Genomic DNA, 25,160 nt, shown 5'->3' with positions numbered 1-25,160 from the left:
CACGGCTTGTTTTCTCGGATGTGGTATCTGCTGAAACCTGGATTTCGCCAACACAAAGAAATGCTGATGATAAACTCAAAAGCCTCTCTCAATCACCGCAATCGGAGGGAAGCAGTCCATTCGCAGACTTGTGATAGATCCCCGCTTCCAGAATTGATATTGCCGTACCTGCGAAATGAGCGCGTCCAAACCGGCGCGCTCACTCTATTTTTTATTGCCTGTCACTAAGGAGTTAAGAGTGATGCATCACTCTGCGGCAACAGCTTCCTCTTCTAGCGCTGGGTAGTCGGTGTATCCTTTTTCGTTACCACCGTAGAGGGTAGTTGCATCCAGCTCATTCAGCGAGGCGTCTTTCTCCAGCCGACTGACAAGATCCGGGTTGGAAATGAACGGTCGGCCAAAAGCCACCAGATCGACGGCACCGGTCTCAACCGATTCAATCGCCATTTCGCGATCATAAGCGTTGTTGCCCATTTTCGCACCGTCAAACAATTCATAGAGCGCCTTTAAATCGCCACCTTCAGGAATATCGCGCGGGCCGCCGGTCTGTCCTTCCACGAGATGGAGATAGGCCAACCCATAGCTATTCAACAATTTGATCGCATGGGAGAACGTCGCCTGCGGGTCGCTGTCGGAGATGTTGTTGGCGTCCGAGAACGGGCTGAGGCGAACACCAACGCGGTCGGCGCCCCACACGTCGACAACCACGTCCATGACTTCCTCCAGGAATCGCGCTCTGTTCTCGACAGGACCGCCGTAATCGTCTTCACGCCTGTTGGACTCGTCCCGCAGGAACTGATCGATCAGATATCCATTGGCTGCGTGGACCTCGACACCGTCGAAACCAGCCTCTTTGGCGTTTTCCGCGGCCCTCCGGTAGTCGGAAACAATGTCCGCAATTTCTTCGATGGCCAGAGCCCGCGGTTCCGAAGTTTCGACAAACTGCTCACCATCAAAGGTCATAGCCTTAGCGCCAATTGCGGATGGCGCAACAGGGGCGCCGCCATCCTGCTGCAAGCTGTAATGCGAAATCCGGCCAACATGCCAAAGCTGGATCACAATCTTGCCACCCTCAGCATGGACGGCTTCAGTCACTTTTTTCCAGCCGTCGATCTGTGCTTGGGAATAAATGCCGGGCGTCCAAGCATAACCTTTGCCTTGGGGCGAGATTTGCGAAGCTTCCGTTATGATCAGACCAGCACCCGCCCGCTGCGCATAGTACTTGGCCTGCAATTCATGGACGCTGTCATCCTTGGCTCTTGCCCGGTTGCGGGTCAGTGGCGCCATGACAACGCGGTTTTTCAGTTCTATTGCGCCAGCTTTGATGCCGGAGAACAGTTTTTCATCAGCCATTGCTGCTTCCTTCTTTAGTAAACTTCGTTCAGATATTATTGGACCATTTAGTCCAATATTAGGGTCAATGCCCGTTGTTTGCATTTGTGTCAGGTTTCATTTCTTTATGGTGGCGGGAGGCCTTATGGCGAAATCACCAACCGGGCTTGTTTCAGGGTTTGCGATATCTGCTCAGCGGGAACGCCCGCCTTGCGCAATGCCAAAGTGCCGATTGCAAGGGAAGAATAGGCGCGCGCTTTGTCGAGTGCCTGGGCCGGATCTGAGGGCTCAAGTGCTCTCGCAAAAATCTCGTCAATACTCTCCAAATGGTGCCGCCCGAGAGCCGCCACTTCATCATCGTGCGGCGCAAGCTCAGTAAGGCAGTTTATCAGCATACAGCCGTCACGGCCGCCTTGCGGGTTCGCCAAAGCTTCCAAAATCGATCCAACGGGATCTTCCCCACCAGTGTCTGCAACTGCACGCAGAGTTTTCAATGCACGTCTTGAATAGTGGCGGAGGGCTTTGTGAAACAATGCCTGCTTGTTGCCGAATGCTCCATAAAAGCTGGAACGGCTCAAACCCATGGCCTTGGTCAGTTCGTCCAAGGACGCGGTCTCGTAGCCCTTGTGCCAAAATACGCACAAGGCTTTTTCCAAAGCCTCAGCTTCGTCAAAGGCACGAGGCCTACCCGGGCCTGCGGGCGACTTGATGTCTGCAAATTGAAGAGTTTCTTTGCTCATGGCATACATGTGGAATGATCAGTCCAGAAGTTCAAGGGACCAGCAGAGGATTTTGGATTGGTTAGTCCGAATTACAGCCAACGACAGGAATTTGTTAGGTTTGTAGGAATGCCAGACCCGCCAGTCGCTATCAGTATATGACTGATGTATATCAAAAATGCCGGCAGGTACTTGTGCGCCAGGACCGTGCCACAGTCATGGCCGCGTCAGAGGCTTCGGTCTGCTATCATCAGACAACAAGGGTGGATTCGATGACTAAAACAGAGACCGAACAGTTTGAGCACATCCAGTTTAGGATCCCTAAGGCGAAACTGGATGAGTTTAACGCCATGGTCTACGAGCGCTACGGTATGAAGCATGGCGGCAAGACCAAGATGTTTCTCGATCTGATTGCGGAACATCAGACATCGCAGAGGATCGCGCTGTTGAAAGCAGAGATAGAACGGTTGGAACAGCGAAGGCAGGAAAAGCACGCGCTTTAGAAAAAACCTCACCGCCGGGCAGATAGTTCCTGTGGCCATGGGTGACGTGAAGCAGTTGCAAATCCAGCACAAAGAAACGCGACTTTCCTGTAGTAATAGATACTACAACTTACAGTTGACGTCCTAAGTGAAGACCGTTGTCCCGTCAAAGTGCTAGCGGAATCCAATCGGAGCTGACCCCCTGCCGGTGGAATTCCAGGAGGGCGCGCAATGTCTGAAGCTGAAGCCACCATCAATTTGGTCGACTACGACGATATTAAAACAAGAATTGAGCTCGAATTGGGTGAGACCCCACTGGGCTGGTCGGGGATCGTGACTGAGCTCTTTGAGCAGATCAAAGCGCGCAGTGACGAGCTTGAGATCGACTATCCGAAGGTACTCCAGATCAAGGAGAAATTTGGCGAACTCCGGATTTACTTCAGCAAGGTATCCGAGGATGAACGCATCCGCGGCTGGGTCGCTGCTACTATCAATAGGGCGAACCAGTGTTGTGAGCGATGCAGGAACGCGGCACGCTCTCAGAATTTAGGAAGCTGGATCATTACGTTATGCTGTTGGTGCGCGCATGAAGAAGCGGCCAGGCGGTTCAATGAGCAAAAACGCCGCTTCTTCCGCCCAACGGATGCACCCGAGCACCTCGTCTGTGCGGTCTGTGGCTACGTTGGACATATTGACCGATCCGATGACAGGCGGAGATGCCCCTGCTGCGTGAAAAAAGGCTGGTAAGATCCGGGCGGGTTCCACGCCGCTCACGAAACTCATCGCCTCATGTGGAGTGACTTAAGAGCTGGTCTCCCACTGCCTCAGAGAAGACACGGAAGCTTCAAACCAGTTCGAGCCGGCTAAGAATCCGGACGTTCTAGTGCTCTCTATGAAACCAGAATCACCTCCCGATTCTCACCTTGTACGGGGAAATATACGTGCCTGAGATGGTCGAGAGGCAGCAATTTACACAATCCTAGATAGAAAGTTCCCGGAACTACGCGGTGAATCACGACGTTTTGCGTGCTTCATATTGACACGATGCCTCGCGCTGGTTCAGCTTCGCCCCATGTCCAACACACGCATCCACTGCCAACGAATATCGACTTGAATCGATACCCCACGCGAAACACGTGGGAGGCAGCATTGGTGATGCGGGCGGGGCTTATACCCCTGTGATAGCTCCAGATAAGAGTGCACGAGTCGGTTCGATTCCGACGCCTCCTACCATCCTCTGGAGGCATTCAATGTCACAAGAATCCAAAACAAATGAAGACCTGAAAAGACGCCTGAAGCTCTACGCCAACGACGATCTTCTCTCGGAAGTCAAAACGCGCATCGAGAGCGGTGTGTTGAAAGAAACGCTTCTGTTCCATGGTGCTACAGGTCGCATGTACTCAGACGTTGGGAAAGAAGACAGGCGCCGTCTTCCTCCAGACGCAATTCTGCGGTTGGTATTCCCTTTTCACGAATTCGATCCTGACAGTATCAATCATCGAAACGTCGCTGAATGCCTGTTCGACTTACCGGACGAACACTTCTCCGCTCTGAAATTGACGGTGGCGGCAGAGACAGAAAAAGGCCTGCATCGTCTTATTGCTGCGCTGGAGGAAATCGCTTCAGAGCAAGAATCCGAACCCCCTAGAACCGGGGATCCGACGGATGACTGACGCCTTCGACTACGATGACATCCGCGGCTCCGTTGAACAGAATTTGGGAAAAGACAATCTGGGATGGGTTCGGATTGTCACCGAGTGTTTTGAAGCGATCAAAAGGCACTGCGACCGGCGTGAGGAAAGCTATCCCTCGGTCGGCCAGATCAAGCAAAAATTTGGCTCGCTTCGGATCTACATGGATGGGACGCAGGAAGACACGTTCATTCAACTGCGGTTGCAGCAAGCTATGCAGGAAGCAGAGATGTCCTGTGAGCGGTGCGGTAACGCATCCACAGTTCAGGTCATCGCTGCCTGGCATGTCAACCTGTGCTGTTGGCATGCGCATAAGGCGGCCACTGAGCGAATGGAGACCTTTCCCACAGTGCGTTTGAATACTCGCGCTAAGCGAGATGCGCTTCAATGCCGAAGCTGTGGCTATATCGGCCAAATTGCCTGGGGTGCTTCGGGTCACCGATGTCCTGCGTGTGTGGCGAAAGGTTGGTAGCCCGATGAGTGGAACAACCTGGGAAGAAGATGAGATCTTTGCGCTGGCTGGCTTCTGTCATGACGAGGCAGACATCCTCCGCCCTGTTTTGAGCGCAGCCAATTCCCATGCGTCCTGGGAAATTGTGAAGCAGTTAATTTTGGAAAGAGCCAGTTCTGAAGATCTTCTCAGGGTGATCAATAAACGATCTGAAGAAACCGCGAGATTTAGCGATGACCCTGACAACTGGCGGCAGACGGAAATTAACCGTCTGAGGGAACTCGATCCTGCTCTGGCGGTCTTTGCCCAGGACGCGGTGGAACAGATGGCGAGCCTGAAGCGTTGGAAAGAGGTCATGCGCCTCATCTCCGAACGTCATGCTGCCGATATGAGCATTGAATCTTCTCGCGCAGAGAGTGAGAAGACCGCTGCTGCACGATATCTTCTAGACAAGTTGGACTTTGAATACCTGCCGCGCGCACTCAGAAAAGAGATGCCGGAACATATCAAGCAACTCACAACCTGGAGCAATCAATTCGCCCGTCTGGCCTCACTTGATGCGTTGAACGAGCTTGGTGCAGTTTCCCAAAGATTCCCTCATTGCAATTTCGTCATCGAGGGGATGGTCCATGATTTCGAGTGCCGATGGAGCATCGGATCTGACATCCTTCATATCCAACCCACCCTACTGGTTGGCGAGCCCGGCGTCGGCAAAACAGCTTTTGCAAAGGCAGCCTGTAAAGCTCTCGGCCTTTATGTGCAGAGCGCAAATGTCGGCGGCAAGTCGGAGAACCATTTGTTTGGTCTTTCGGTAGGTTGGAGTAGCGCGCATGCAGGGATCGTGACGGAGGCTGTGGCAACTGCGCGGGTCCTTAACCCAGTGATCATCCTCGACGAAATTGACAAGACGCACTCGGGTCGCAACGGAGATATCACTGGCGAACTTCTTGCGTTGCTCGAGCCCTCTGAGGCCAGGAGATATCGAGAGAAATATCTGGCGGCTGACGTGGATGCCTCACATGTGAGCTGGATTTTGACCGCAAATGATTTGAGTGGCGTACCCGCCCCTCTTCTCAGCCGTTGCACAATCTATGAAATCCCGCCTCCGGCACCGGAGCAACTGCCTGCGATCATTCAAAGCCTGGTGAGCGAATTCGCGGCTGACTTCGGGTTGAGACCTGAGTTCTTTCGGCAGGATCTCGGCGACATCGAAGCTCTGGTAGGCACCTATGAGCAGCACAGATCAGTGCGAGTTCTGAGACGGCTGGTAAGGGGCCTCCTGCATCAGAAGACCAAAAACCACTCGTGGAACTAATGGAATCCGCGAAGACCCAAGCATGCAAACACCACAAAATAGGAAGGACGAAAATGCTAAGAGTTGTTGTCTATGTAAATCGTACGCCAATCGCAGAAGCCCGGGCTGGAAACATGTCCGGTCTTGCGGATATCTCCGACTACAAGGTCAGAGTATTCGAAGACGAGGCACCGCATCTCGATATCCCGGCCAAGGATGTGACCGGCTGGATCAAGGGGCACACACGCCGTAGCAGCGTTTGGTATTTGGTTCGAAAAATCGCCGAGTTGGCAGTTCGGGAGATTGAAGCAACGTCTGACAATAAGCCGGATGTGTCATCAGATGACACCCAACAAAACGAACAATGAGGAGTATCGGAGCCGGTCTCCCATCTTTCTACGCAGTCGCAAAGCACTTGGACTGGAGTGCTAGATCGTTCGCAGAATTGGAGCCCCTCCGAAACAGGCACTCGTACGCGCGACAACTGGCTTTTCCGGAGCAATGAAGTACCATGCAAAGTCAGCCAATTGCCCGAAAGTTTCAGATACAGAGGGAATGAGAATGTCAGAAGAAGGGCCCAATGAGACGACCGAAGAATTCGAGAAACGCTGCGAGCTAGACGCCATCACGGTGGCCTTTCTCCTCGTCAAAGCAGCTCAGTTCACCTCAGAGGATGGGCTAACGCGAAAAAGCATGAGCGCTGATGAGTGGAACAAACTCGCCCCAAAGCAGGTCTAAGAAGGTTAGTGTCGCCGGTTTTTGGAATTGTGCGATAGGCCGCAGTCAGCCCGAAGCGGACATTCACAACCAGACTTTGCAAATCCAGCTTCGCGGACAAAACCGACTTTTGTAGCCACGACTATTGCTCATACTGAAAGTGCTCGCATCCTCAGCGGTAGATTCTTCGGTTAAGCAGTGATTTTCCCGTTTGCGGCCATTCTACTGGACTAATCCAGCCCGAGTTCAAGCCATCCTTTCGCTGAAACCAGCATTGATAATCCAGCGCCAGCGTAGCGGGTTGCCAAAAAGAGAAAGCGAAATTCTTTTTCAAACTTTTCGTTGCTTACGCGACTGCCAAAAAACGACATCGGGTCGCTAGCAGGAGAGACAAAATAGGCGAACAGGCTTGACTAGTTCCCAGTCCATTGAGCATTTCTCATGCACGAACGTCGAATACCAGAATGGCTTCGCCATGCGCCAGCACCCAGTTTGCGGGGGTTCGCCATTTTGGCGGGTACAGAGGCGATTGCCAGGGGTATTTTGATCTCTGTCTTTCCGGTAGCGATATACAACGCGCTGAAGGATGCGCGATTTGTATCCGAAATTTATTTCGCCATCGGCGCAGTTTCACTCTTGATCGGCCTTCTGGTTCCCTACTTGATCCGTTTTGTCCCAAGGAGATGGGTCTATGTGTTCGGCACTCTTTCGTACGTCGCGGGTGCGGTTGTGACGACCGTTGCGACCCCTGCTGCCGTTATTGCGGGGCTCGCACTCACGACTTTCGCCGTTGTGACGACATTTGTATGCTTCAACGCCTATGTGCTCGACCATGTTGCCAGGATTGAGCTGGGACGTTTTGAGACATCTCGGCTTTTCTACTGTGCGCTGGGTTGGACGGCTGGCCCTGCACTTGGCGCGATATTGTACGAATGGTGGCAACCTGCGCCGTTCCTGATTGCGGCCAGTGCAGCGATTGTCATGCTGCTCATCTTTCTTGTTATGCGCCTCGGAAACGGCAAGCTCATCACCAAAAGCCAATGCGCTCCCGCAAATCCGTTCGCCTATTTCGGGAGGTTTTTTGCGCAGCCGCGATTGGTCGCCGGATGGGTATTCGCAGTCGTTCGTTCCTGCGGGTGGTGGATTTATGTCGTATACCTGCCCATCTATGCGGTTCAGAACGGGTTAGGCAGCCAGCTTGGAGGGATTGCATTGTCGATTTCCAATGCTGCCCTGTTTTGCACTCCGCTGATGCTTCGTTTCATGCAGCGCAGTTCGGTGCGCGCAGCAGTCAGAACCGGATTCCTCATGTCCGGGCTGCTGTTTCTGTTTGCTGGAGTTCCCTTCGGCATCCCTGAAGTCACAATCGCGTTCTTAATGATGGGCTCGATTTTCCTGATCTTGCTTGATGTTTCCGCAGGTTTGCCGTTCCTACTCGCAGTCAAACCTTCCGAACGAACTGAGATGTCAGCAATTTACGCGAGCTTTCGCGATGTTTCGGGGATTATTACACCTGGTGCCGCCTGGCTGGTTCTTCTCGCGGCACCGCTCTCTGGCGTGTTCGCCGCGGGTGGCGCAGGTTTGCTTTGGACGTGGGTTCTGGCTCGCAAGCTGCACCCCCGGTTGGGTCAGACACGCATATCTGTCGAAAGTACTTCAATGGAAGCTGGCAAAGTTGCTTCTGATATGGTGAGCCTGCCAAACTTAGTCCATGAGAAATCAGCCGCCAGTCACTTACCGACGGATACATAACAGAGGCCAGCCATTGAGTGACCAAAGCAACTCAGGCGTCAGTACCGTGCGGATTCCAGGAATTGGCAGAGACGTTGGACAACAAGAAATGCCAATTCAGCGAATATGTTAAAGGCAAGCCTAACTCATTCGACTCTGTTTCCTACACGAAAGGAATCGTTAGCCTTGTAGTCTCGGACACTTAATCAAACGAGTACGGTAATCATTACCGAAACGCCGGGCCATGCGCCCAGACCGTCAACGAATACCGATCACCATTCTCAACCGGTGTCACCTGATGCAACAAGAAGCTGGGAAACATGGTTGCGCTGCCCTGATGCCGGCTGGCCGTTACAGCATAAGCGCCCGGCATTATCTCCAAGTCTCCGCCGTCGTACATTCCGGGTTTGCTGAGTTGAACGACCAGCGACAGCTTTCTTTTTCGGGCGACTGGCCCGTCGCCGATATCGGAATGCCACGCAAAATGACCACCATCTGATGCTTTATAGCAGGCAATCTGCGGACTTTCGGCGAACTCGCTCAGATCGAAGCCAAACGTGTCGGTGTTGGAGCGACGGACCACATCGATCAGGCGTGACATCACCCAATCAGAGCCGTCGACGTCGTCCAACCAGGTCACATCCGCTCTGCGCAGATTATGATCCTTGTTCTGCCCAACAAGCAGAGCCTCGTTTGCCGGGACTTTTTGTGATTCAGCAACAATTTGCTCACATTCCCGCGCGGTAAATGCACCGGGAATCGAAAGAACTTCCAGCATTCTGTACACCGTTTTTGATTGGTACTGGATTTTGCCAAAACACACAGAAGGCGCTGCGCTGTTTTCGACCTAAGAGGCCGAAAGCGACGTAATTTTTTTCCATAATCTCAAATGTTTTCGGTCATTCTATCCGGAGTTGGAATTCATCTTCGGTGCGCTCGGATCCCAAACGGTATGCGATGCGGGATCAGGGGACGCGAGTATTGCGTCACCTGTGACTGTAATAGCCAATGTTCAGGCCTTGGATTTCCCTCAGCCTCCTTTGAATCGGTGATTGTGCCCGCGCCAAGGAAGTTCGCCGGTTGCTTCCCATTCGTAATCGTTCGGGCGCAAACGTCGTTCCCGGTTATCTTTTTCCGGGTCGAATTCGGACGGGTCCCATATCTCGGCGGCATCGTCCTAATCTTGTGGGCTTTGCAAATCCTGCTGTTTTGCTGCCGAGTGCTTCACGATCCCGAACCGTTGTGACGTAATGAAACGCCTTATGTGTTCGGTAACGCGATTAATCCAACGCCTATCCATCGATACCTCCTTTCCCTCTGCTTCGATATTTTAGGGGATCAATGTTCGTTTTCGGAGTGCCAAACCTTATGATTTTTTCTAAACCATGTTATCGATGATCTGAATAGATGCTTGTTTTCAGTATATTGCCTCTTTGAGGGTCAGTCCCCACGATTTGGCAGATTTCTATCCCTCCTTATACTGTTCTGGTCTCGATGGATGGCCGCGGAGAGAAAAATGCGTTTGCAAAGGTCTTTTGGTTGGAGGTACTGGGCGATCATGGGCGGCGTTTTGATGGTCGTGATTACCGCGGGTTTAATATTTGAGTCAGGCAAAAAGCAGCCCGCAGCAACCGAAGCCCTGGAGGCTTCCGAAAACTGACAATTCGCCTTCTACATGGTAAGCCGCGAGTAGTCCGCCATCTCAGGCCGTGACGGGAAACTGTTCTTTTGCAAAGGCACTCAATAGCTGGGCGGCCTTGCAAGGGAGGCTTTCAGGATCATCGTCTGCAAAAACAGCATAGGCGGCATAGGCAAACCGGGGAGCATCCTCAATCACCCTCAACCAACCGGCTTCGACTTCCTGCGCAACTACCCGCCAGGGGAAAAATCCGGCTCCCGGCTGGGCTTTCAAATAGTTCAGGCCGAGAGTTCCAATACCAAGCTGCAACATTGGCGTTGGAATTTCCGGAAAGTTCAGCAGGTGATCAGCACGGAATTCCGGCCCCCAGTCGATCAGAACATAGTTTTCTTCAAATGGGCTTCGCGAGGTATCGAAATCGCTGCTCACGAGTACAAAATCATCTTCGAACAACTGCATTGCGGTCAGCCCGACAGTGTTCCGCGGATCATACATCACAGCCAAATCCAGCGCGCCCGCAGTCGTTTGGCTCAGCAGTGTTTCAGTTGAAACCGTAGACCCGTGAACCGCCACATTCGGAAACGCTTGCATGAACTCTGGCATCGCGTCGATCAGAAACCCATCCCACAAGCTGGGTACGGCACCAATTTCCAGTGCAGCTTCCACAGCATCAGGCAGGGAGGCGTCGATCCGGGCTTGTGTCCAGCACCTGACAAGTGCCTGCGCGTGTTTATGAAAGCGGTGCCCGGCAGGAGTAAGTGTAGCACCCGATTTCCCGCGCTCGAACACTGGTCGTCCAAGCTGTTGTTCGAGTGACCGAATGCGCATGCTCACTGTTGATTGTGTAACGTAAACCTTGTTGGCAGCCTCCAGAAAACTGCCCGTTTCGACAATCGCCAGAAATGTTCGCGCGAGTTCAATATCCATGGGGTATCTATTCGAGTTTCAAATATAATGCATGAAGCAATTTCGCTATTCAACTAAAACAGTATGTGGCAGATTTGGCTCGTAGCATGAAACTGTTGCCGCTGTTCGGTTGCGACCCCTGGGTCTCAGAGTCCCCCATCTCGAAGTGAGTGTCGAAGAACGGCTCCCGGCAGCGCCAAGCATCTTTCATGCTACACGACCTGCCTCACCTGATCGGGAACGTATTGGCCTGCGTTTCCTAGATTTCCAGTGTCGCCGGCTCACGATCTTCTGATCGGCTAGATTTCCATTGAAGCCATGTAGCGACGGTCCACAGTTCCAATATGTGACAGCACCTCCATCTCGAAACTTTCCTTGAAGGTAAAGGGCCCCAAATGGCCGGCACCTTTCAGAACCTTTAGCTCAACAAGCTTACCTTGGGTTGCCAGAATTTCTGCGATGCGCTTCGTGTGCGCATGAGTCTCCGATCCGAGCATGATCGTAGAGGGAATTCCTTCATGAAAAATATTTTCTGGATCAGGTTCATTCAGAAGCGCATCGAAATCGCTTGGGGCTTTGTGAACCCAATTAATCATAGCGCACCTGCGTTCACGGCTCAGGGCTTGCCAAGAGCCAAGTCCTCCCCAAAAATCGGTAAAAACCTGTGCGCTAAACTCTTCGCATCCCTCTTCTATGCCAGTTCGTATTGCGTTTGTGAGGCTTACAATCTCGGAACACAATGAACCGTCAGCCGCGTTTCCGGCTTTCAGTAGGCTGAACAAAGTTGGTTCATAGAGACAAAGTGATCGAACAAGGTCGGGTCGAGCTCTGGCGATATGCAACGCCAGCGCTCCTCCATACGAGTGTCCAATCAAGTGAGCGGGTCTGCCAAGCTTCTCAATCTCAGTGATGATCGAAGCAGCTTCGTGTTCCAATGTGAACGGCCCGTCGGGGATTTTATGACCCCGAGACAGGGTTCCAATTAGGTCGGGCGCTATTGTTTTGGTTTCATCGCTCATCCGGGCAAACAGAGTGCGCCACTGGCTTCCGTCAGCACCGGAACAATGTAGCCCCACGCAGGGAGCGGGCGAAATTTGGGACCGGGACGGCGAAGCGTGTAGTGATGCGTCAAATTGTTTATTCATGTGATGACCTCCAATCTGAATTTCACAATGGTGTCACTCATCTGTCCTTCAACCTATCGGACACATGTCCCGGCTAGACTCAAAACGACGGGAAATTGTTGGGACATTTGCCCCAAATTGACTAAAAAAGGACATGCGAACCGTTAGATACACTTCCTCAAGCGATGGTACGTCGCTGGCGTGGAGCAAATCCGGAAACGGCCTGCCCATGGTAAAGGCGGCTAATTGGCTTACGCATCTCAGTTATGATCTCGACAGTCCAATTTGGTCTCACTGGATCGAAATGTTAGAAAGTCAATTCACCCTTGTTCGCTATGATGAGCGAGGCTGCGGATTATCTGACAAGCGAGTTGAGAATCTAGGTATTGATTACTGGGTTGATGATCTCGAAGCTGTAATCGACGCCGCTGAAATAAATGAACCATTCTATCTTCTGGGTGTTTCTCAGGGTGCGGCGACTTCTATCGCGTATTCGCTCATGTATCCCGACAGGGTCGCTGGGATGATACTTGTTGGCGGCTATGCAAGGGGCAGTAACCACCGTGGACCGGTTGCCGCCAAGAACTACAAGACTGTAATCGATATATTTCGCTTGGGTTGGGAGAATGACAACCCAGCATTCCAAGATGTATTCACATCAAGATTTCTTCCTGGCGCGGCAGTCGAACAGCGCTCATGGTTCACAGATCTTTGCCAAAAGACCGTTTTGCCTGAGACAGGGGCCGACCTGCTTATGGCGCGCGCTGACGTAAATGTTGAGAGCCTTCTGCCAAAGGTTTCAGTTCCAACACTGGTGATCCATTCAAGGAACGATCAGGTTATTCCGTTTGAAGAAGGACAACGTCTCGCTCAGAAAATTCCCGGAGCGACAATGTCTGCTTTAGAGGGAAAAAATCACATTATCCAACGCGATGAACCTGCCTGGCGCGCTTTTTCCAAGAGCTTGCTTGAATTTACATCTTCCGGTCAAACGACGGACTTTAACGAATTGACAAAGCGCGAGCAGGACGTGCTGAGACTCATCTGCCAAGCAATGAGTGGTAAAGAAATTGCTAGAAGTCTTCAAATGAGTGAAAAAACCGTTCGAAACCACACAAGTAAAATCTACGCCAAACTTGAACTGCAAAACAGACAGCATGCAATTCGCACGTATGGGCATCTGTTCTGATTAGAGCATGAAACTGCAAACCTATTAATCTGATCTAACGTGGCAATGGTAGCTTTGTCCGCAGAGCAATCGTTCACGCCGAGCGCCGCGAAGGTTCGATTGCCGTTCGCCGCTATTCACTTCTACGACTGTTCGCAGACAACATTGTGCATTCTTCCAGCGGCAAAAAAAACGTTTCCACATGCTGCATGCTTGCTATGACTGGCCGCTGGTCTACAGCTGGTGTCGTCAATCAGGAATGCCTGCGGCTGCTAGCATTTTATAGTAGGCGTCATAGATTTCTGGTTTTGCGATAGAGATACGAGCGCGCATATGCCGGAACATTGAAACGCTAAAATCGGGTTCCCGCGACATGTGAATACCTGCGAGCTCTCTAGCTCGGCTCCCATTGCCGAGAGCCATTTCCGCCACAAGTTCGTTCAGGCGAAAGACAGTCACAGTATTATGAAATGCACGCATTTTTTGGGCGGTTTCTCTTAGATCGCTCCAGTTCCCTTCCGCGATTTGCGACAGGCTGATACCCATGTGGACACGGTAGTTTAGTGGGTCATTCGGGTTAAGTCGGAGCGCCTCCCTGGCGTGTGCCTGTGCCGTTTGTGCTTGGCCCATCAGGCCATGCAGTACGCAACTGGATCCCCAGGCTGAAACGCAATTTGGGCTTCTCTCGACGACTTGATCCACAAGTGACAAACCGTACTCTGTATCCTCCGACAGAAACGCGAGTACGTAACCGGCATATGCTTGCGCCTCTAGGTCAAGATGTGATGCCGCCAGAGCCTCGTGTGCCAGCCGAATTGCGCAATCAAATCGGGCCTCGTTTGGACGCGTATCCGGGTTCCATAGCAAAGTGCGGATCCAGCCTCGAAGAGCGCTTGCCAATGGGTACTCACTTGAGAGTGAAAGAGCTTTTGACAAATGGTCGTCTGCTTCAGTGAAATTGAACCTGTAGATCAAGGACTGCGCACGTAGGAAGTGATCATAGGCTCCAAGGGTGTCAGGGCGCTTGTGAGCAGCACGGTCTATTTCAGCTTGTCGGATACCTGGCGCAATCGAAGCAACGACAGCCTCGGTAATCTGGTCCTGAAGCTCAAAAACATCATCGAGCTTGCCATCGTATCGATCCGCCCAAACATGAGACCCGGTTTCCGCATCAATCAGCTGACCCGTGACACGCAACCGGTCACCAGCGCCGCGAACGGACCCTTCCAATATATAGCGGACACCAAGCTCACGGCCGATACGACGCACATCAACCGAAAGCCCTTTGTAAGAAAAAGAAGAGTTTCGGGCGACCACGAATATCCAGGGCACTCTGGATAAGCTGGTGATGATGTCTTCGGTAATACCTTCTGCAAAGTAATCCCGTTCAGCGTCAGGCGACAGATTGTCAAAAGCCAACACCGCCACTGAAGGCCTGTCAGGACGGGATTGAGTTAACGGGGATTCAGTAGCAAATGCTGTTTGTACTGAGTAAGCAGTTACTGGGCGTGTGATATTCTTCAGATATTGCGGCCCCAATTCGGTGAACGATACATCCACCTTACCCACAAGGTCTTCGTAAACCCGACCTGAAACGATGATCCCTCCGGGAGGAGCAAGACCTTCCAGCCGGGCCGCGATGTTGACGCCGTCACCAAGAACATCACCGTCGTCGTCAAAAACATCGCCCGCGTGAATTCCCATACGGAATTGCATTTCCGGACTTTGCCCGCGCGCCCCGTTCCGCTCAGCCATCTGTCGTTGCATCGTTTCCGCACATGCCAGCGCATCTACAACCGAGGAAAACTCTGCAAGAAAACCATCACCGGTTCTTTTGAATAGGCGTCCGCCATTCAAACCGACATGCGGCTCCAGCGCCCTAAAGTGGCCCCTATATGTGTGCAATGCGGCTTCCTCGTTAGCACTGACAAGCGCGCTATTGCCAACAACATCAGCCACGAGTATGGCAGCCAAGTACCGCTCCAAACCAAATCCTCCCGCGTATCCATTGTGAAGGAGAGTCAAAGGGATATTAGGGGTTTCGCGCATAAATCGCGATCATTAATCAATGAACATCAGTGACCTAATAACGACACACAAGCTTTTTGCTTTTGGGTAAATTAGGCGGAAGCGGACCTCGAAAAACCGAACTTTGTAATTTCGACTTTGCACCGCAGCACACACACTGGAGCAAGTTGCCGCGAATGACTGCCTTAAAGGCAAAACGAGCTTCTAGCCGCGAATGCAAGGTTTTGGCTTGGCACTTTGAAAAGCCTTCCTACTCGGGTGCCATTAAAATTCTAGGTTCGGCACCGCACGCTTGCTATCGTTTCATTAAGGGTCCATTGGCGGAAATCAGAATGACGATAAGGGCGTCTTCAAGAAAGGCATTCGAGTACAGAACACGTCTCACCGACAATCGGATTTGGGACATGTTCGCGCTGCGCCAAGGAGACGTGATTGTTGCAACACCGCCAAAGTGCGGAACAACATGGACGCAGGCCCTTGTGCTGTCGCTCTTGTTTGAAAAGCCTGGTATGGACAAGGTCATGGATGACCTGTCGGTTTGGCTCGACCCTGCGTTTCGAGATCAACTCCCCATAGCTCGAATGTTCGAAGCTCAAAGCCACAGAAGATGCATCAAGACCCATACGCCATTTGACGGCATCCCTTTCGATCCAAATTGTACCTACATCGCGGTGTACAGACACCCAATCGACGCACATTTTTCGATGCGCCGACATGTGGCAAACCTGAAGGAAGACCTGATCCAAGACAGGTTCCCGGATGAGCCGACAGCTTCATTCGCCCTTTTTCTTGGTGAGACCGTTCGAGAGGCGATGGCCGATGGAATCACCCTTGAAGCCATCGTTCATCACTTCAAGTCCTTCAAGTCAAACATCCAATATCCCAACATACACATTTTCCACTACGCCGATATGCGGCGCGATTTACTCTCTCATACCAGAAAGCTAGCTTCCGTACTCGACCTCAAAATTGACGATGAAATGTTGGCCGCAATTGCGGAAAGTATGCAGTTCGAGAACATGCAAGCTAATGCGCGCGCGAGTGCCAAAGAAAAAACACAACGGTCCACGACCTTCAAAGACCCGTCAGCCTTCTTCGATAGCGCATGTAGTCGCAAGTGGGAGGGCAAGCTGTCAGACGAAGACCTTCTTGCGTTTCACAAACGTCTTGCAGAGTTGCTTCCGGAAGCCGACGCGCGATGGCTTCAGTCTGGCGGAGAGCTTCCTGTTTAGGACCTCGCTTTCTTAGTAAAGATTGCCGCTTCGGGACCGTCTCGGCCATCTGAGACTTTTTGCCGGATGACCCGTAACCACGATGAGCGGTCAGCCCCCCGGCATGGGGCAAGTTCGCTATTGGGGTGATGAGCCCCCAGAGAACATAGACACATTGGTCGAGGAAATCTTCGCCCAACGACGTGCATCAGGGCTGATAAGCAATGCCAATGTGTTAATCCTTTCAGGCGGAGGGGAAAACGGAGCCTTTTCAGCAGGAATCCTAAACGCATGGTCGCAGTCAGGGACCCGTCCTGAATTTGTAACGGTGACCGGTGTGAGCACTGGAGCGTTGGCGGCACCTTTTGCTTTCCTTGGGTCAGATTACGATGACGAACTTCGTGTCGTCTATGGAGGGCTTCCTCCTGAAAGCATATTCGATTTACGTGGAGTATTTGGCATTTTCTCGAATGCTTCCGCAGCCAGCTCTGAACCGCTTGCCGAGATAATCGACAAGGTGGTCGATGATAAGTTTTTGGCAGAAATTGCCAAGGAACACCGAAAGGGGCGAAGACTATACGTACAGAGCAGCAGCCTTGACGCCCAAAGACCCGTAATCTGGGACATGGGCAAGATCGCCGCTAGCGGGTCACCTGACGCTCAGAGGCTCTTCAGAGATGCTCTTCTAGCCTCCGCTGCGATCCCCGGAGTATTTCCTCCTATGTTGCTTCGCGTGCAAACACCAAATGGCCCGAAGGACGAAATGCACGTTGACGGAGGGGTCATCTCCCAGTCTGCGTTCTTACCTGCCTGGCAATTGAAATTCCAAAAGTACGCGCCCGAAGGTTTGCGATCCACAACCATCTATTCAATTCGCAACGGGAAAGTGGATCCAGAGCCGGAAATACTCGATCCAAAGCTGACAACGATTGCTGGTAGGTCTCTTTCTTCAATGATTAAGTCTCAAGGCAACGCCGACTTAATAATTGGATATGATCTTGCACAACGAATGGGAGCCCGTTTCCGTGTCACATGGATTGGTCCAGACTTTGTGGGCGAACCCACTGAGCCATTTGATCCGAAGTATATGCAGTCACTCTACCGGTATGGCTATGAGAAGTCTCAATCCGGCAACTTATGGAAGAACGCGCCACCCGAACTGCTGAGCAATTAGACACCCGAGTGATAGCTTTAGATATCCAATCGCGAAGTCCCTTTGAAGAATAAGAGGAACGTGCGAATTGGAACTAATCCGATTGCCTAAAAAGAAAGAGAGCATCCGCACGATACTCGGCAGGAACGCCCGCTTTGAGCTGTCTGCTGCACTTTGCAAAGTCTGCTTTCTGCGCATTGTTGTCATTCGGGCATCGCGCAGCATCGGTCAGAGTGGGCTCATTCTTGCCGTTCTCTGCGGCTTGCATGATTGGCTTGTCGCAACCCTTTGCTGACATACGAAGGGAGGGCGATGCTACGGGTGTTACATATGCGAGATCCGCCAACCATGTCACCGATGGCGCCGTTTATTTAGGCACGAGCACTTTTTCTGATGCCGTATATTTTTCCCGTTTCGTATGAGAGGGCTTTCATCCCGCTGTAAGCAGTGGCCCCTAGAGGAGTCCAGACAGCGTTCAGGACACGCTGGCCGTATTCGTGTAGAATACAGGCAAGCCAGGCTCTCATTCAAATTCGTTTCAGGCACAATATTGGAGAAAAGGAATGCAACATTTGCACCGCAAAACCCGCGCCACTCTTGTAGCCTTTCTCTGTACGGCGTGTTTGGTCGCACCCGCACCCACAGTTGCAATGGGACCGGGTTTTCAAACAAGCTGTACTCAAGAAGCCAATCAGGCTTTCAACGACGGGCTGAGCCTCTTACATAACATGATGTATGTTCAAGCAGAGGCGGCCTTCAACCAGGCGGCTGAAGCCGATCCCTCCTGCATCATGGCACAATGGGGCATCGCCATGGCGAACTTCCATCCGTTGTGGCCCGGCACGCCGAGCGAGACTGAAACAAAAAGGGGGACGGCAGCAGTCGAAAAGCTTGCCTCCATGACAACCGACAACGCGCTTGAGGAAGCTCTTGTCGCAGCTGCCGCAGCATTCTATGCACCCGGCCAAGATGGTTATCGCGCTCAGATCAGCGCCTGGGCCGACGCGCAGATTGCGGCGGCCGAAGGAAACCCCGAAAATATTGATGCCGCCGCGTTTGCTGCGCTGGCGCGTCTGGCTACAGCGCCGCGCGGGCCAGCCCGGATCGAGGTCAATGCCCAAGTGGGAGACACGCTGGATGCACTGCATCAATTACAGCCGGAACATCCCGGCATCATTCACTACGCAATCCATGCCTACGACAATCCCCCTCTCAAAGAGCGTGGACGGCCTTACGCCGAGATATATGACAAAACGGCCCCGAACGCGCCGCATGCGTTACACATGCCGGCGCATATCTTTACGCGCACGGGTGACTGGGAAAAGTCGATTGATCTCAACCGCCGCTCGGCCAGGGCGGCGCTCGAACAGTCCGGTGATACCATCCAGATCCATTATGCCCATGCCATAGACTACATGGTCTACGGTCATTTGCAGCTTGGCGAGTATGACGAGGCGGCCCGGCTTGTTGATGAGATCAATGCGATAGACAATCATCAGGTCAGTTTTGTCACCGCCTATGCGTTGGCAGCCGCGCCGGTAAGGCTATTGCTTGAACGAGACATGTGGGCAGAGGCCGCAGCGTTGTCACCCGACTTGCACCCCACCATTCCCTGGGAGGAATTTCCGCAAACCTTTGTCATGCTCTGGTTTGCAAAAGGACTGGGGGCCGCGCGAAGTGGCGACGTTGCCGCCGCTCAGACTGCTGTTGCGGAGCTCAAGGCCCTTCATGACGCGATGAAGGAGCGTGGACAGGATTATTGGGCAAAGCTGACTGAAGGACAGATTCTAACCGTTAAAGCTTGGATTGCACTGGCGGAAGGCGATAAGGAACTAGCCCTTACCCAACAAAGTGCGGCTGCCGACCTTGAAGACGAGATTGGTAAAAGCCCGGTGACGCCCGGTCACGTGTTACCGGCTCGCGAACTCCTGGGTGACATGCTCGCGCAAATGGATCGAAAAGATGAGGCGGCTGACGCGTATCGCGCTACTTTGCTTCTTTCTCCGAACCGTGCACGAAGCGCAGCCGCACTCGAATAGAGCGTGGTCAATATGTGGTAAGTGACCAATGTGAAATAGCCGACGCTAGCCGAACGTCGCGCCGGAAGGCATGCGTGGTGCAATCGCTTTGCTGCGAGGCAGCGCATGGATTGTCATTCTGGGGCATCACATCCTCTTGGGGGTCATGGGGCGAGGATCGCGTCGATGGCGGCAGCAGCCCCAAACCGGACTTTTATCGTCGGGCTTTGCAAACTCCGAAATGCGGACCTTGCGGGCTTTCACGGCGAATGCCCCAGTGTCCGGTTGTGGCACTTTCCGTTACTTGCATCAAAAATCCGATTGCGCAAGTTCTGGGTCGAGTTCAGTTGTTCCAGATGCAAGCTTGCTCTCGTCACCAAAAATCGAGGGCATGGAGATGAACATCAGACAAAAGCTGGCCGAGAATGAATGGAAAGGCGAAATCTGCTTTAACATTGAAAGCCGCGAGCCCGAACGCGTGGTTGCCAGAATGCCGGTGACTGAAGCTGCAAAGAACCCGTTTGGAACGATGCACGCTGGTGCCCTGATCTGGTTTGCAGACATCGCAGCGACCCTTTGCGCAATCGGCGATCCGGACAGCATTGGTGACGACGGGTCAGATTTTCCGCTCGCCGTTGATCTTCACACGGTCTTATCGGGTAATGAAAAGGCGGGCGACTTGATTGCAACCTCCACTACGGTCAAGCGGGGTGGCAAACTCATTGTCATTCGCACCGAGGTTCGCGGAGCGACTGGGTGTTTGTTGATCGACATGACAACCACCCACCTGCGCGCAGGTTGAAGACCTTCGAGAACACCCGCCATTCGTATGACGGGTGCCTTTTTTATCTTAAGCCGACGTCAGGAATTCAGTGAGTTGGTCAATGGTCGCTTCGTCCGTGCGTCCATTGGTAACACAGGCCCGCAGAACCGGTTTGCCCTCGAATATCGCCTTGGAAATCCAGAACCGGCCATCTGCGTGAACCGCATCAACATAGCGTTGTACAGCATCGTGTCCTTCCGGTGGCACCATGCAACTCACTCCCATGAGAGACCCGTTTGCCTGCGACCATCCCGCCTTCTTCAGATTTTCCGTGAAACGGTTGGTCAGCCGAATAGTGCGTTCTACGTGGTCGCCGTACCCATCCCATCCGGCGGCCCCAAGAGCGAGGAACAGGCGCAATCCAACGAAGCGGCGCGACCATTGGTTGGAATTCACATAGAAATCCTTGGCGGCTTCGCTTTCAGGCATGTAACTGGCCGAGATACGGAAAACCTGTGCAGGTATGTCAGGGCGTGAGGTCAGGAACATTCCAGCCCCCATCGTGGTGGCGAACCATTTATGTGCGTCAATCGTGATCGAATCCGCCCGTTCAATGCCATCCAACACAGATTGCCCTGCCGTGCTGGCCATCATCGCGCCACCCCAGGCCGCGTCAACGTGAAACCACATGCCATGTTTCTGCGCCAATGCACTGCAAGGTTTGAGCGGGTCAACCATCCCGGCATTCGTGGTGCCAGCCGTGGCCACAATGAGGACCGGGACGCAGCCACATTCCAAGTCCTCATCAATGGCGGTCGCAAGACAACCCACATCCATCTGGCCTTGACCATCGGTTGCGATCAATCGAACGGCGTTGCGCCCGATGCCCGCCGAATGCGCCATCTTCAACCATGCAAGGTGGCTTTCCTTCGAGACGTAGATCGTCGGCTGACCACTGAATTCATAGATGCCCTTGTCGCTGTAATCCGGACATTTCGCCTGCAAGGCACATATAACAGCCGTCGAATTGGCCTCGGCACCGCCACTGGTAAAATGCCCTCCGGACCCCTTGGGAAGTCCTGCGCGTCGGGCCATTTCATTGATGACATGCTGTTCGATTTCGACGGCAGCAGGCGCATGAGAATACACACAGATTTGCGGATTGAACATCGACGCGATCCGATCCGCACATTCTGCGGCAAAGGTAGGTGCCGGATTGAACAGGCCAAGATATCCCGGATGAGTCATCTGCACACTGCCAGTATCGAGCGCATCAATCACCCAGTCCATCAGCGGTTCAAGATCTTCCGCCTGCTCAAACCGCTTGGATTTCAACTCCTCCAACCAATCAGGCGTTAACTCCGCCGAGGTCGCATTGCGACTGGCGTAGTCACGGCGAGCTTGGTTGAGGCGCTCGGTCAACGCGTTTTCAGCGTCCATCAGTTGGTCAAAGTTTGGGAAGAGTGCATCGCGTCCGTGCATAGGGAAATCCTGTGATTACTTTCGAGGGAAAATACCGACATTGAATACTTCCATCGACCCGAAACATGCGGTTTTCGCTTGGCTACTATTGCAAAGCTCACGATCCTTATCCGGATCAACGGCGGCTTTTCACACATCGCTTCAATATGTGCACAGCGCAGCATTGGTCAAAATGGGCTCGGAGCAGACCTTCAGTACGGTGTGTCAAAGCAGTCGCTCACAGCCCAAAGCGGACCTTTTCAACCAAGTTTTGCAGTTTAGTAAACTCGCAACGAAGCGGCATTTAGGCTATTTCCGCCCAAAAACCGCTTCCAAAGCGCGATAACCAAAACTGACTTGGAAATATCAGGTTCAATACGGGCGATACGCGTGCCAATGCTGCCCGATCAGTCAGTTGCGAAGCAATAAAACAGACCCGCCCCGCCAGAACGTGGCAGATGTTCCTCTCCGCAACCGCGCGAGCCGTGCGATGAGTTCCAGGATATCATGTTTCGAGCATCGTTGAGACCTACACGATCATGGTGCCCGACAATCGCAGATCCATCTTCACTATTCGAAGTCCAGTTGCTGCATGTCGTGTCGCCTCCTGCCGTCGAGAAGTATCCCGCGGAATCGGAGCCGGTCAGAATGTCGTGTTTGTTTGGCTGACTGCCACGCCCATTGACAGGGTTACCATTTTCATCGAGCGCGGACTGTAGATTAATGTTCACGCTGTTGCTGTGCAGGTCCTCAACGTTGTTGGCGATGAGCTCTCCGTTGGCATTGTACCACGGACCCGATCCGATCCGGTCGCGTGCAGAAACGCCATTGGTGATTGTCATCGGGTCGGTGCTGCGATCAATGGACATTGAGGTGCTCAGATAGGCCGCAAAGGTCTTGGTAGAACCGGTCGCGGAAGCAAGCGCATTGCAATGAGCATCGGCGCCTTCGAGGCCGCCTAGATTTGCACCGTCCCCCTTGCCCACACTAGTGATGAAAAACGACATCTCCTCGCCTGCCGATTGCGCGTGTGCAGTCGCCGCGATACAGCAGATTACGAGTGCAACAACCCCATGAGCAGTTTTTCTGTTGGTGAACTTCGACATGTGTGTCTCCCTTCGTGCTGTTTGATCACAGATGCTAGCTATATGTAACCATCAGGTCCATCCAAGTAACGGATGTATGACGCTATGGTGCTGGAGCCATTTACTACAGCCGGCCGTGCATGACCGACCTGTGGCCCTATTCATTATTACCCAACTCCTGTCTTACGTGTTAAGTACGGTCGCTCACCTGTTCCCAGGATCATTTGTAACGATTGACTAAGGGTCGTGACGGAATGACACAAAAAATCGCTCTTTGGTCCATTCCGATATCCATTGCGGTACTGGCCCTAAAACTGTTGGCTTGGTGGCTGACAGGCTCGGTGGCGTTGTTGTCGGACGCAATGGAATCTACCGTGAATGTCGTTGCGGCGTTGCTGGCATACTTCGCAGTTCGGGTTGCCAATAAACCCCCTGATGAAAACCACCCCTTTGGTCACAAAAAAGCCGAGTATCTTTCTGCCGTCGTCGAGGGCGTACTGATTGTGCTGGCGGCGTTCTTGATCATCAGAGAAGCTGTGCTGGCACTCCCAAACCCGCATCTTGAGGATGCACCGCTGCTTGGAATCGTCGTCAATGTTATTGCAACGGGTGTGAATGGCGCATGGGCTTACCTATTGCTCAAAATTGGCAGGCGCGAGGGTTCGCCTGCATTGGAGGCAAGCTCCCGGCACATTTTCACAGATGTCATGACCTCAGTTGGTGTCATCGCAGGTCTGATACTCGCACTTGTCACCGGCTGGCTGATCCTCGATCCGATCCTGGCAATTCTTGTTGCACTGAACATCTTGTGGGAGGGCTGGAAAGTTATTCGGTCGTCCGTCGATGGCCTGATGGATGTGACACTTTCGGACCATGACTTGCAGACTGTTTCCAACGCAATCGAAGCAAATTTCGGCGCAGCCTTAGAGTACCACGACCTCAAAGGGCGCAGATCCGCAAATGTCATCTTCGTGGAGTTTCATCTTGTTGTGGACGGCGCAATGCCAGTCAGAGCGGCGCATGATATATGCAATGACATCGAGGAAGAATTGGATCGTTTGTATCCGGGTTCCGTCTTTGTCATTCACCTCGAACCTGATGACGAGTTGAAGGGTGACGGGGTTAGTTCCCACTAAACTGGTCAAATGGCTCAGCAAAACTCTATTAGTATGACTGATCTGACTAAGACGTTCGGCTTGAAATTCGTCAGACCTAAGCCCGATGTGGGAAAGCCGAACCAGAAGTAACCTGTCTTCAATGTCACGAAGCGTGATGATCAGAATTGGAGGCGAAAATGAAAATTCAAAGAAAGCTGGGTCAACTTCTTAGTACAGCGGCGTTGGCTTCGTTTATTGCGGCGACGCCTTATGTGCCAGCGTTTGATGCCGATGGTCGCCTACATTTTGAACCGTCATATGCCTTTGCCAAGAGCGGCAAGGGGAAAGACGGGGATGGTCGCGACGATGATCGTGACGACGACAGAGATGATGACCGCGACGACAACTCGGGGTCGGGTAATAGCGGCCGTGGTGGTGACCGGGACGATGATCGTGATGACGATAGAGACGATGATCGCGACGACGACCGAGATGATGATCGTGAAGACAATTCAGGATCGGGCAAAAGTGGTCGCGACGACGATGATGACGATGACGATGACGATGACTCGAAACGCTCCAATATAGGCAGCGGAAAGAAGGATCGGTCTCAAGCAGGGGGCAAGCCGTCGGGTTCGGCTGGGATAACAAAGGTTGAAACAAACGCTAACGGGATTGAAGTGCGTTACGCCGACGGAACCAAGGAGGAGATCGAAAACGGGCGGTATGAGAGAAAGAACGCGCAAAACCGAACTGTTGAGGAGCGCCCTGCGACCGGTGCGGACGTCTCAAGGCTCCGGTCTTTGGCGAATGGTATCTCAATCGACAGCGTGCGTTCTGCTGGGCAAGGCGGCACTGCTGGAAGTCGGCCCACGAAAATCGAACGCCAAGGCAACAATATCGAAGTGAACTATGCCAATGGTTGGAAAGAGGAGATCGAGTTTGGGCGCTACGAGTTGAAAGACCCGTACAACCGGACTGTTGTCGAGAGAAACGCAACGGCCTCTGATCGCCGGAGGTTACAGTCGGTTACCAACTGAACAGCAACACCAGTCGATAATCCGTTGGCGGCTTCTCATTGAGAGGGGCC

23 protein-coding genes and 1 tRNA gene are annotated in these 25,160 nt (G+C 52.8%); 16 read left to right on the top strand and 8 right to left on the bottom strand.

Features of this window, described 5'->3' with window-relative positions; all coding sequences use genetic code 11:
• Window positions 1-246: 246 nt before the first annotated feature.
• Together ACR0KN_RS07450 and ACR0KN_RS07445 are read right to left on the bottom strand one after the other, a co-directional pair.
• The gene (locus ACR0KN_RS07450; protein ID WP_480652525.1) at window positions 247-1,353 is read right to left on the bottom strand and encodes an alkene reductase; all 1,107 of its coding nucleotides are present in this window, start codon (window positions 1,351-1,353) and stop codon (window positions 247-249) included.
• Between the two features lie 122 nt (window positions 1,354-1,475).
• Entirely contained in the window at window positions 1,476-2,072 is a 597-nt protein-coding gene (locus tag ACR0KN_RS07445) for a TetR/AcrR family transcriptional regulator (RefSeq protein ID WP_480652523.1), read from the bottom strand.
• Between the two features lie 251 nt (window positions 2,073-2,323).
• On the opposite strand from ACR0KN_RS07445, the gene ACR0KN_RS07440 reads away from it, so the two are divergent.
• From ACR0KN_RS07440 to ACR0KN_RS07400, 9 genes are all read left to right on the top strand, one after another.
• The gene (locus ACR0KN_RS07440; protein ID WP_170626281.1) at window positions 2,324-2,554 is read left to right on the top strand and encodes a DUF1192 family protein; all 231 of its coding nucleotides are present in this window, start codon (window positions 2,324-2,326) and stop codon (window positions 2,552-2,554) included.
• 210 nt (window positions 2,555-2,764) lie between these two features.
• Window positions 2,765-3,280, top strand: a complete 516-nt coding sequence (locus tag ACR0KN_RS07435) for a hypothetical protein (protein ID WP_480652521.1) — start codon at window positions 2,765-2,767, stop codon at window positions 3,278-3,280.
• A 391-nt stretch (window positions 3,281-3,671) separates the two neighbouring features.
• Window positions 3,672-3,766: transfer RNA gene (locus ACR0KN_RS07430), tRNA-OTHER, on the top strand.
• A 17-nt stretch (window positions 3,767-3,783) separates the two neighbouring features.
• Window positions 3,784-4,206 carry a hypothetical protein gene (locus tag ACR0KN_RS07425; RefSeq protein ID WP_480652519.1) on the top strand — a complete coding sequence of 141 codons (423 nt, stop codon included), beginning with the start codon at window positions 3,784-3,786 and terminating at the stop codon, window positions 4,204-4,206.
• Window positions 4,199-4,696, top strand: a complete 498-nt coding sequence (locus ACR0KN_RS07420) for a hypothetical protein (protein ID WP_480652517.1) — start codon at window positions 4,199-4,201, stop codon at window positions 4,694-4,696. The genes ACR0KN_RS07425 and ACR0KN_RS07420 overlap by 8 nt, the downstream gene beginning before the upstream one ends.
• Window positions 4,697-4,700: 4 nt before the next feature.
• Entirely contained in the window at window positions 4,701-5,990 is a 1,290-nt protein-coding gene (locus ACR0KN_RS07415) for an AAA family ATPase (RefSeq protein WP_480652515.1), read from the top strand.
• Between the two features lie 53 nt (window positions 5,991-6,043).
• On the top strand, window positions 6,044-6,337 hold the full coding sequence (locus ACR0KN_RS07410; protein WP_480652513.1) for a hypothetical protein: 294 nt from the start codon (window positions 6,044-6,046) through the stop codon (window positions 6,335-6,337).
• Window positions 6,338-6,524: 187 nt separating this feature from the next.
• The gene (locus ACR0KN_RS07405) at window positions 6,525-6,707 is read left to right on the top strand and encodes a hypothetical protein (protein WP_480652511.1); all 183 of its coding nucleotides are present in this window, start codon (window positions 6,525-6,527) and stop codon (window positions 6,705-6,707) included.
• A gap of 420 nt (window positions 6,708-7,127) precedes the next feature.
• Window positions 7,128-8,438, top strand: a complete 1,311-nt coding sequence (locus ACR0KN_RS07400; RefSeq protein WP_480652510.1) for an MFS transporter — start codon at window positions 7,128-7,130, stop codon at window positions 8,436-8,438.
• Window positions 8,439-8,643: 205 nt separating this feature from the next.
• On the opposite strand, the gene ACR0KN_RS07395 is transcribed toward ACR0KN_RS07400, so the two are convergent.
• The 3 genes from ACR0KN_RS07395 to ACR0KN_RS07385 form a co-directional block, all read right to left on the bottom strand.
• Window positions 8,644-9,195: a 2OG-Fe(II) oxygenase gene (locus ACR0KN_RS07395; RefSeq protein ID WP_480652508.1), complete on the bottom strand. Its 552-nt coding sequence runs from the start codon at window positions 9,193-9,195 to the stop codon at window positions 8,644-8,646.
• Between the two features lie 924 nt (window positions 9,196-10,119).
• A complete protein-coding gene (locus tag ACR0KN_RS07390) occupies window positions 10,120-10,983 on the bottom strand; it encodes a LysR family transcriptional regulator (protein ID WP_480652506.1) in 864 nt (287 codons plus the stop codon).
• Between the two features lie 278 nt (window positions 10,984-11,261).
• Window positions 11,262-12,107 (bottom strand): alpha/beta fold hydrolase, encoded by an 846-nt coding sequence (locus ACR0KN_RS07385; RefSeq protein ID WP_480652504.1) that lies wholly within the window; start codon window positions 12,105-12,107, stop codon window positions 11,262-11,264.
• Window positions 12,108-12,240: 133 nt separating this feature from the next.
• Here ACR0KN_RS07385 and ACR0KN_RS07380 point away from each other — a divergent pair, with 133 nt between their 5' ends.
• Window positions 12,241-13,275: an alpha/beta fold hydrolase gene (locus ACR0KN_RS07380; RefSeq protein ID WP_480652502.1), complete on the top strand. Its 1,035-nt coding sequence runs from the start codon at window positions 12,241-12,243 to the stop codon at window positions 13,273-13,275.
• A 228-nt stretch (window positions 13,276-13,503) separates the two neighbouring features.
• Here ACR0KN_RS07380 and ACR0KN_RS07375 read toward each other — a convergent pair whose 3' ends face one another.
• A complete protein-coding gene (locus ACR0KN_RS07375) occupies window positions 13,504-15,228 on the bottom strand; it encodes an adenylate/guanylate cyclase domain-containing protein (RefSeq protein WP_480652500.1) in 1,725 nt (574 codons plus the stop codon).
• A gap of 230 nt (window positions 15,229-15,458) precedes the next feature.
• Here ACR0KN_RS07375 and ACR0KN_RS07370 point away from each other — a divergent pair, with 230 nt between their 5' ends.
• The 4 genes from ACR0KN_RS07370 to ACR0KN_RS07355 all read left to right on the top strand — a co-directional run bounded on the left by ACR0KN_RS07370 (window position 15,459) and on the right by ACR0KN_RS07355 (window position 20,466).
• Complete coding sequence (locus ACR0KN_RS07370; protein WP_480652498.1) at window positions 15,459-16,514, top strand: sulfotransferase domain-containing protein; 1,056 nt, start codon at window positions 15,459-15,461, stop codon at window positions 16,512-16,514.
• 103 nt (window positions 16,515-16,617) lie between these two features.
• Complete coding sequence (locus tag ACR0KN_RS07365) at window positions 16,618-17,667, top strand: patatin-like phospholipase family protein (protein WP_480652496.1); 1,050 nt, start codon at window positions 16,618-16,620, stop codon at window positions 17,665-17,667.
• A gap of 542 nt (window positions 17,668-18,209) precedes the next feature.
• A complete protein-coding gene (locus ACR0KN_RS07360; RefSeq protein WP_480652494.1) occupies window positions 18,210-19,685 on the top strand; it encodes a tetratricopeptide repeat protein in 1,476 nt (491 codons plus the stop codon).
• A gap of 376 nt (window positions 19,686-20,061) precedes the next feature.
• The gene (locus tag ACR0KN_RS07355; RefSeq protein WP_480652492.1) at window positions 20,062-20,466 is read left to right on the top strand and encodes a PaaI family thioesterase; all 405 of its coding nucleotides are present in this window, start codon (window positions 20,062-20,064) and stop codon (window positions 20,464-20,466) included.
• A 48-nt stretch (window positions 20,467-20,514) separates the two neighbouring features.
• Here the strand turns inward: ACR0KN_RS07355 and ACR0KN_RS07350 are convergent, their stop codons facing one another.
• Together ACR0KN_RS07350 and ACR0KN_RS07345 are read right to left on the bottom strand one after the other, a co-directional pair.
• Window positions 20,515-21,909: a pyridoxal phosphate-dependent decarboxylase family protein gene (locus tag ACR0KN_RS07350; RefSeq protein WP_480652490.1), complete on the bottom strand. Its 1,395-nt coding sequence runs from the start codon at window positions 21,907-21,909 to the stop codon at window positions 20,515-20,517.
• Window positions 21,910-22,295: 386 nt separating this feature from the next.
• Complete coding sequence (locus ACR0KN_RS07345; RefSeq protein ID WP_480652488.1) at window positions 22,296-22,994, bottom strand: hypothetical protein; 699 nt, start codon at window positions 22,992-22,994, stop codon at window positions 22,296-22,298.
• A 233-nt stretch (window positions 22,995-23,227) separates the two neighbouring features.
• Between ACR0KN_RS07345 and ACR0KN_RS07340 the strand changes: the two genes are divergently transcribed.
• Both ACR0KN_RS07340 and ACR0KN_RS07335 read left to right on the top strand, forming a co-directional pair.
• Entirely contained in the window at window positions 23,228-24,109 is an 882-nt protein-coding gene (locus tag ACR0KN_RS07340) for a cation diffusion facilitator family transporter (RefSeq protein WP_480652486.1), read from the top strand.
• Window positions 24,110-24,267: 158 nt separating this feature from the next.
• A complete protein-coding gene (locus ACR0KN_RS07335) occupies window positions 24,268-25,110 on the top strand; it encodes a hypothetical protein (RefSeq protein ID WP_480652484.1) in 843 nt (280 codons plus the stop codon).
• Window positions 25,111-25,160: the final 50 nt, after the last annotated feature.

Source organism: Ruegeria sp. AP7 (genome assembly GCF_056539905.1).
Note: the sequence above shows the minus strand (reverse complement) of the source record. Positions and strands in the feature narration are given on the sequence as shown.

What these genes read in the sequence shown, in the direction of transcription:
- ACR0KN_RS07355 (WP_480652492.1), top strand. Translation starts at nt 20,062, where the DNA reads ATGAACATCAGACAAAAGCTGGCCGAGAATGAATGGAAAGGCGAAATC.
- ACR0KN_RS07360 (WP_480652494.1), top strand. Translation starts at nt 18,210, where the DNA reads ATGCAACATTTGCACCGCAAAACCCGCGCCACTCTTGTAGCCTTTCTC.
- ACR0KN_RS07445 (WP_480652523.1), bottom strand. Translation starts at nt 2,072, where the DNA reads ATGAGCAAAGAAACTCTTCAATTTGCAGACATCAAGTCGCCCGCAGGC.
- ACR0KN_RS07365 (WP_480652496.1), top strand. Translation starts at nt 16,618, where the DNA reads ATGGGGCAAGTTCGCTATTGGGGTGATGAGCCCCCAGAGAACATAGAC.
- ACR0KN_RS07385 (WP_480652504.1), bottom strand. Translation starts at nt 12,107, where the DNA reads ATGAATAAACAATTTGACGCATCACTACACGCTTCGCCGTCCCGGTCC.
- ACR0KN_RS07415 (WP_480652515.1), top strand. Translation starts at nt 4,701, where the DNA reads ATGAGTGGAACAACCTGGGAAGAAGATGAGATCTTTGCGCTGGCTGGC.
- ACR0KN_RS07380 (WP_480652502.1), top strand. Translation starts at nt 12,241, where the DNA reads ATGCGAACCGTTAGATACACTTCCTCAAGCGATGGTACGTCGCTGGCG.
- ACR0KN_RS07440 (WP_170626281.1), top strand. Translation starts at nt 2,324, where the DNA reads ATGACTAAAACAGAGACCGAACAGTTTGAGCACATCCAGTTTAGGATC.
- ACR0KN_RS07370 (WP_480652498.1), top strand. Translation starts at nt 15,459, where the DNA reads ATGACTGCCTTAAAGGCAAAACGAGCTTCTAGCCGCGAATGCAAGGTT.
- ACR0KN_RS07350 (WP_480652490.1), bottom strand. Translation starts at nt 21,909, where the DNA reads ATGCACGGACGCGATGCACTCTTCCCAAACTTTGACCAACTGATGGAC.
- ACR0KN_RS07395 (WP_480652508.1), bottom strand. Translation starts at nt 9,195, where the DNA reads ATGCTGGAAGTTCTTTCGATTCCCGGTGCATTTACCGCGCGGGAATGT.
- ACR0KN_RS07335 (WP_480652484.1), top strand. Translation starts at nt 24,268, where the DNA reads ATGAAAATTCAAAGAAAGCTGGGTCAACTTCTTAGTACAGCGGCGTTG.
- ACR0KN_RS07410 (WP_480652513.1), top strand. Translation starts at nt 6,044, where the DNA reads ATGCTAAGAGTTGTTGTCTATGTAAATCGTACGCCAATCGCAGAAGCC.
- ACR0KN_RS07345 (WP_480652488.1), bottom strand. Translation starts at nt 22,994, where the DNA reads ATGTCGAAGTTCACCAACAGAAAAACTGCTCATGGGGTTGTTGCACTC.
- ACR0KN_RS07420 (WP_480652517.1), top strand. Translation starts at nt 4,199, where the DNA reads ATGACTGACGCCTTCGACTACGATGACATCCGCGGCTCCGTTGAACAG.
- ACR0KN_RS07340 (WP_480652486.1), top strand. Translation starts at nt 23,228, where the DNA reads ATGACACAAAAAATCGCTCTTTGGTCCATTCCGATATCCATTGCGGTA.
- ACR0KN_RS07390 (WP_480652506.1), bottom strand. Translation starts at nt 10,983, where the DNA reads ATGGATATTGAACTCGCGCGAACATTTCTGGCGATTGTCGAAACGGGC.
- ACR0KN_RS07450 (WP_480652525.1), bottom strand. Translation starts at nt 1,353, where the DNA reads ATGGCTGATGAAAAACTGTTCTCCGGCATCAAAGCTGGCGCAATAGAA.
- ACR0KN_RS07425 (WP_480652519.1), top strand. Translation starts at nt 3,784, where the DNA reads ATGTCACAAGAATCCAAAACAAATGAAGACCTGAAAAGACGCCTGAAG.
- ACR0KN_RS07400 (WP_480652510.1), top strand. Translation starts at nt 7,128, where the DNA reads ATGCACGAACGTCGAATACCAGAATGGCTTCGCCATGCGCCAGCACCC.
- ACR0KN_RS07405 (WP_480652511.1), top strand. Translation starts at nt 6,525, where the DNA reads ATGAGAATGTCAGAAGAAGGGCCCAATGAGACGACCGAAGAATTCGAG.
- ACR0KN_RS07435 (WP_480652521.1), top strand. Translation starts at nt 2,765, where the DNA reads ATGTCTGAAGCTGAAGCCACCATCAATTTGGTCGACTACGACGATATT.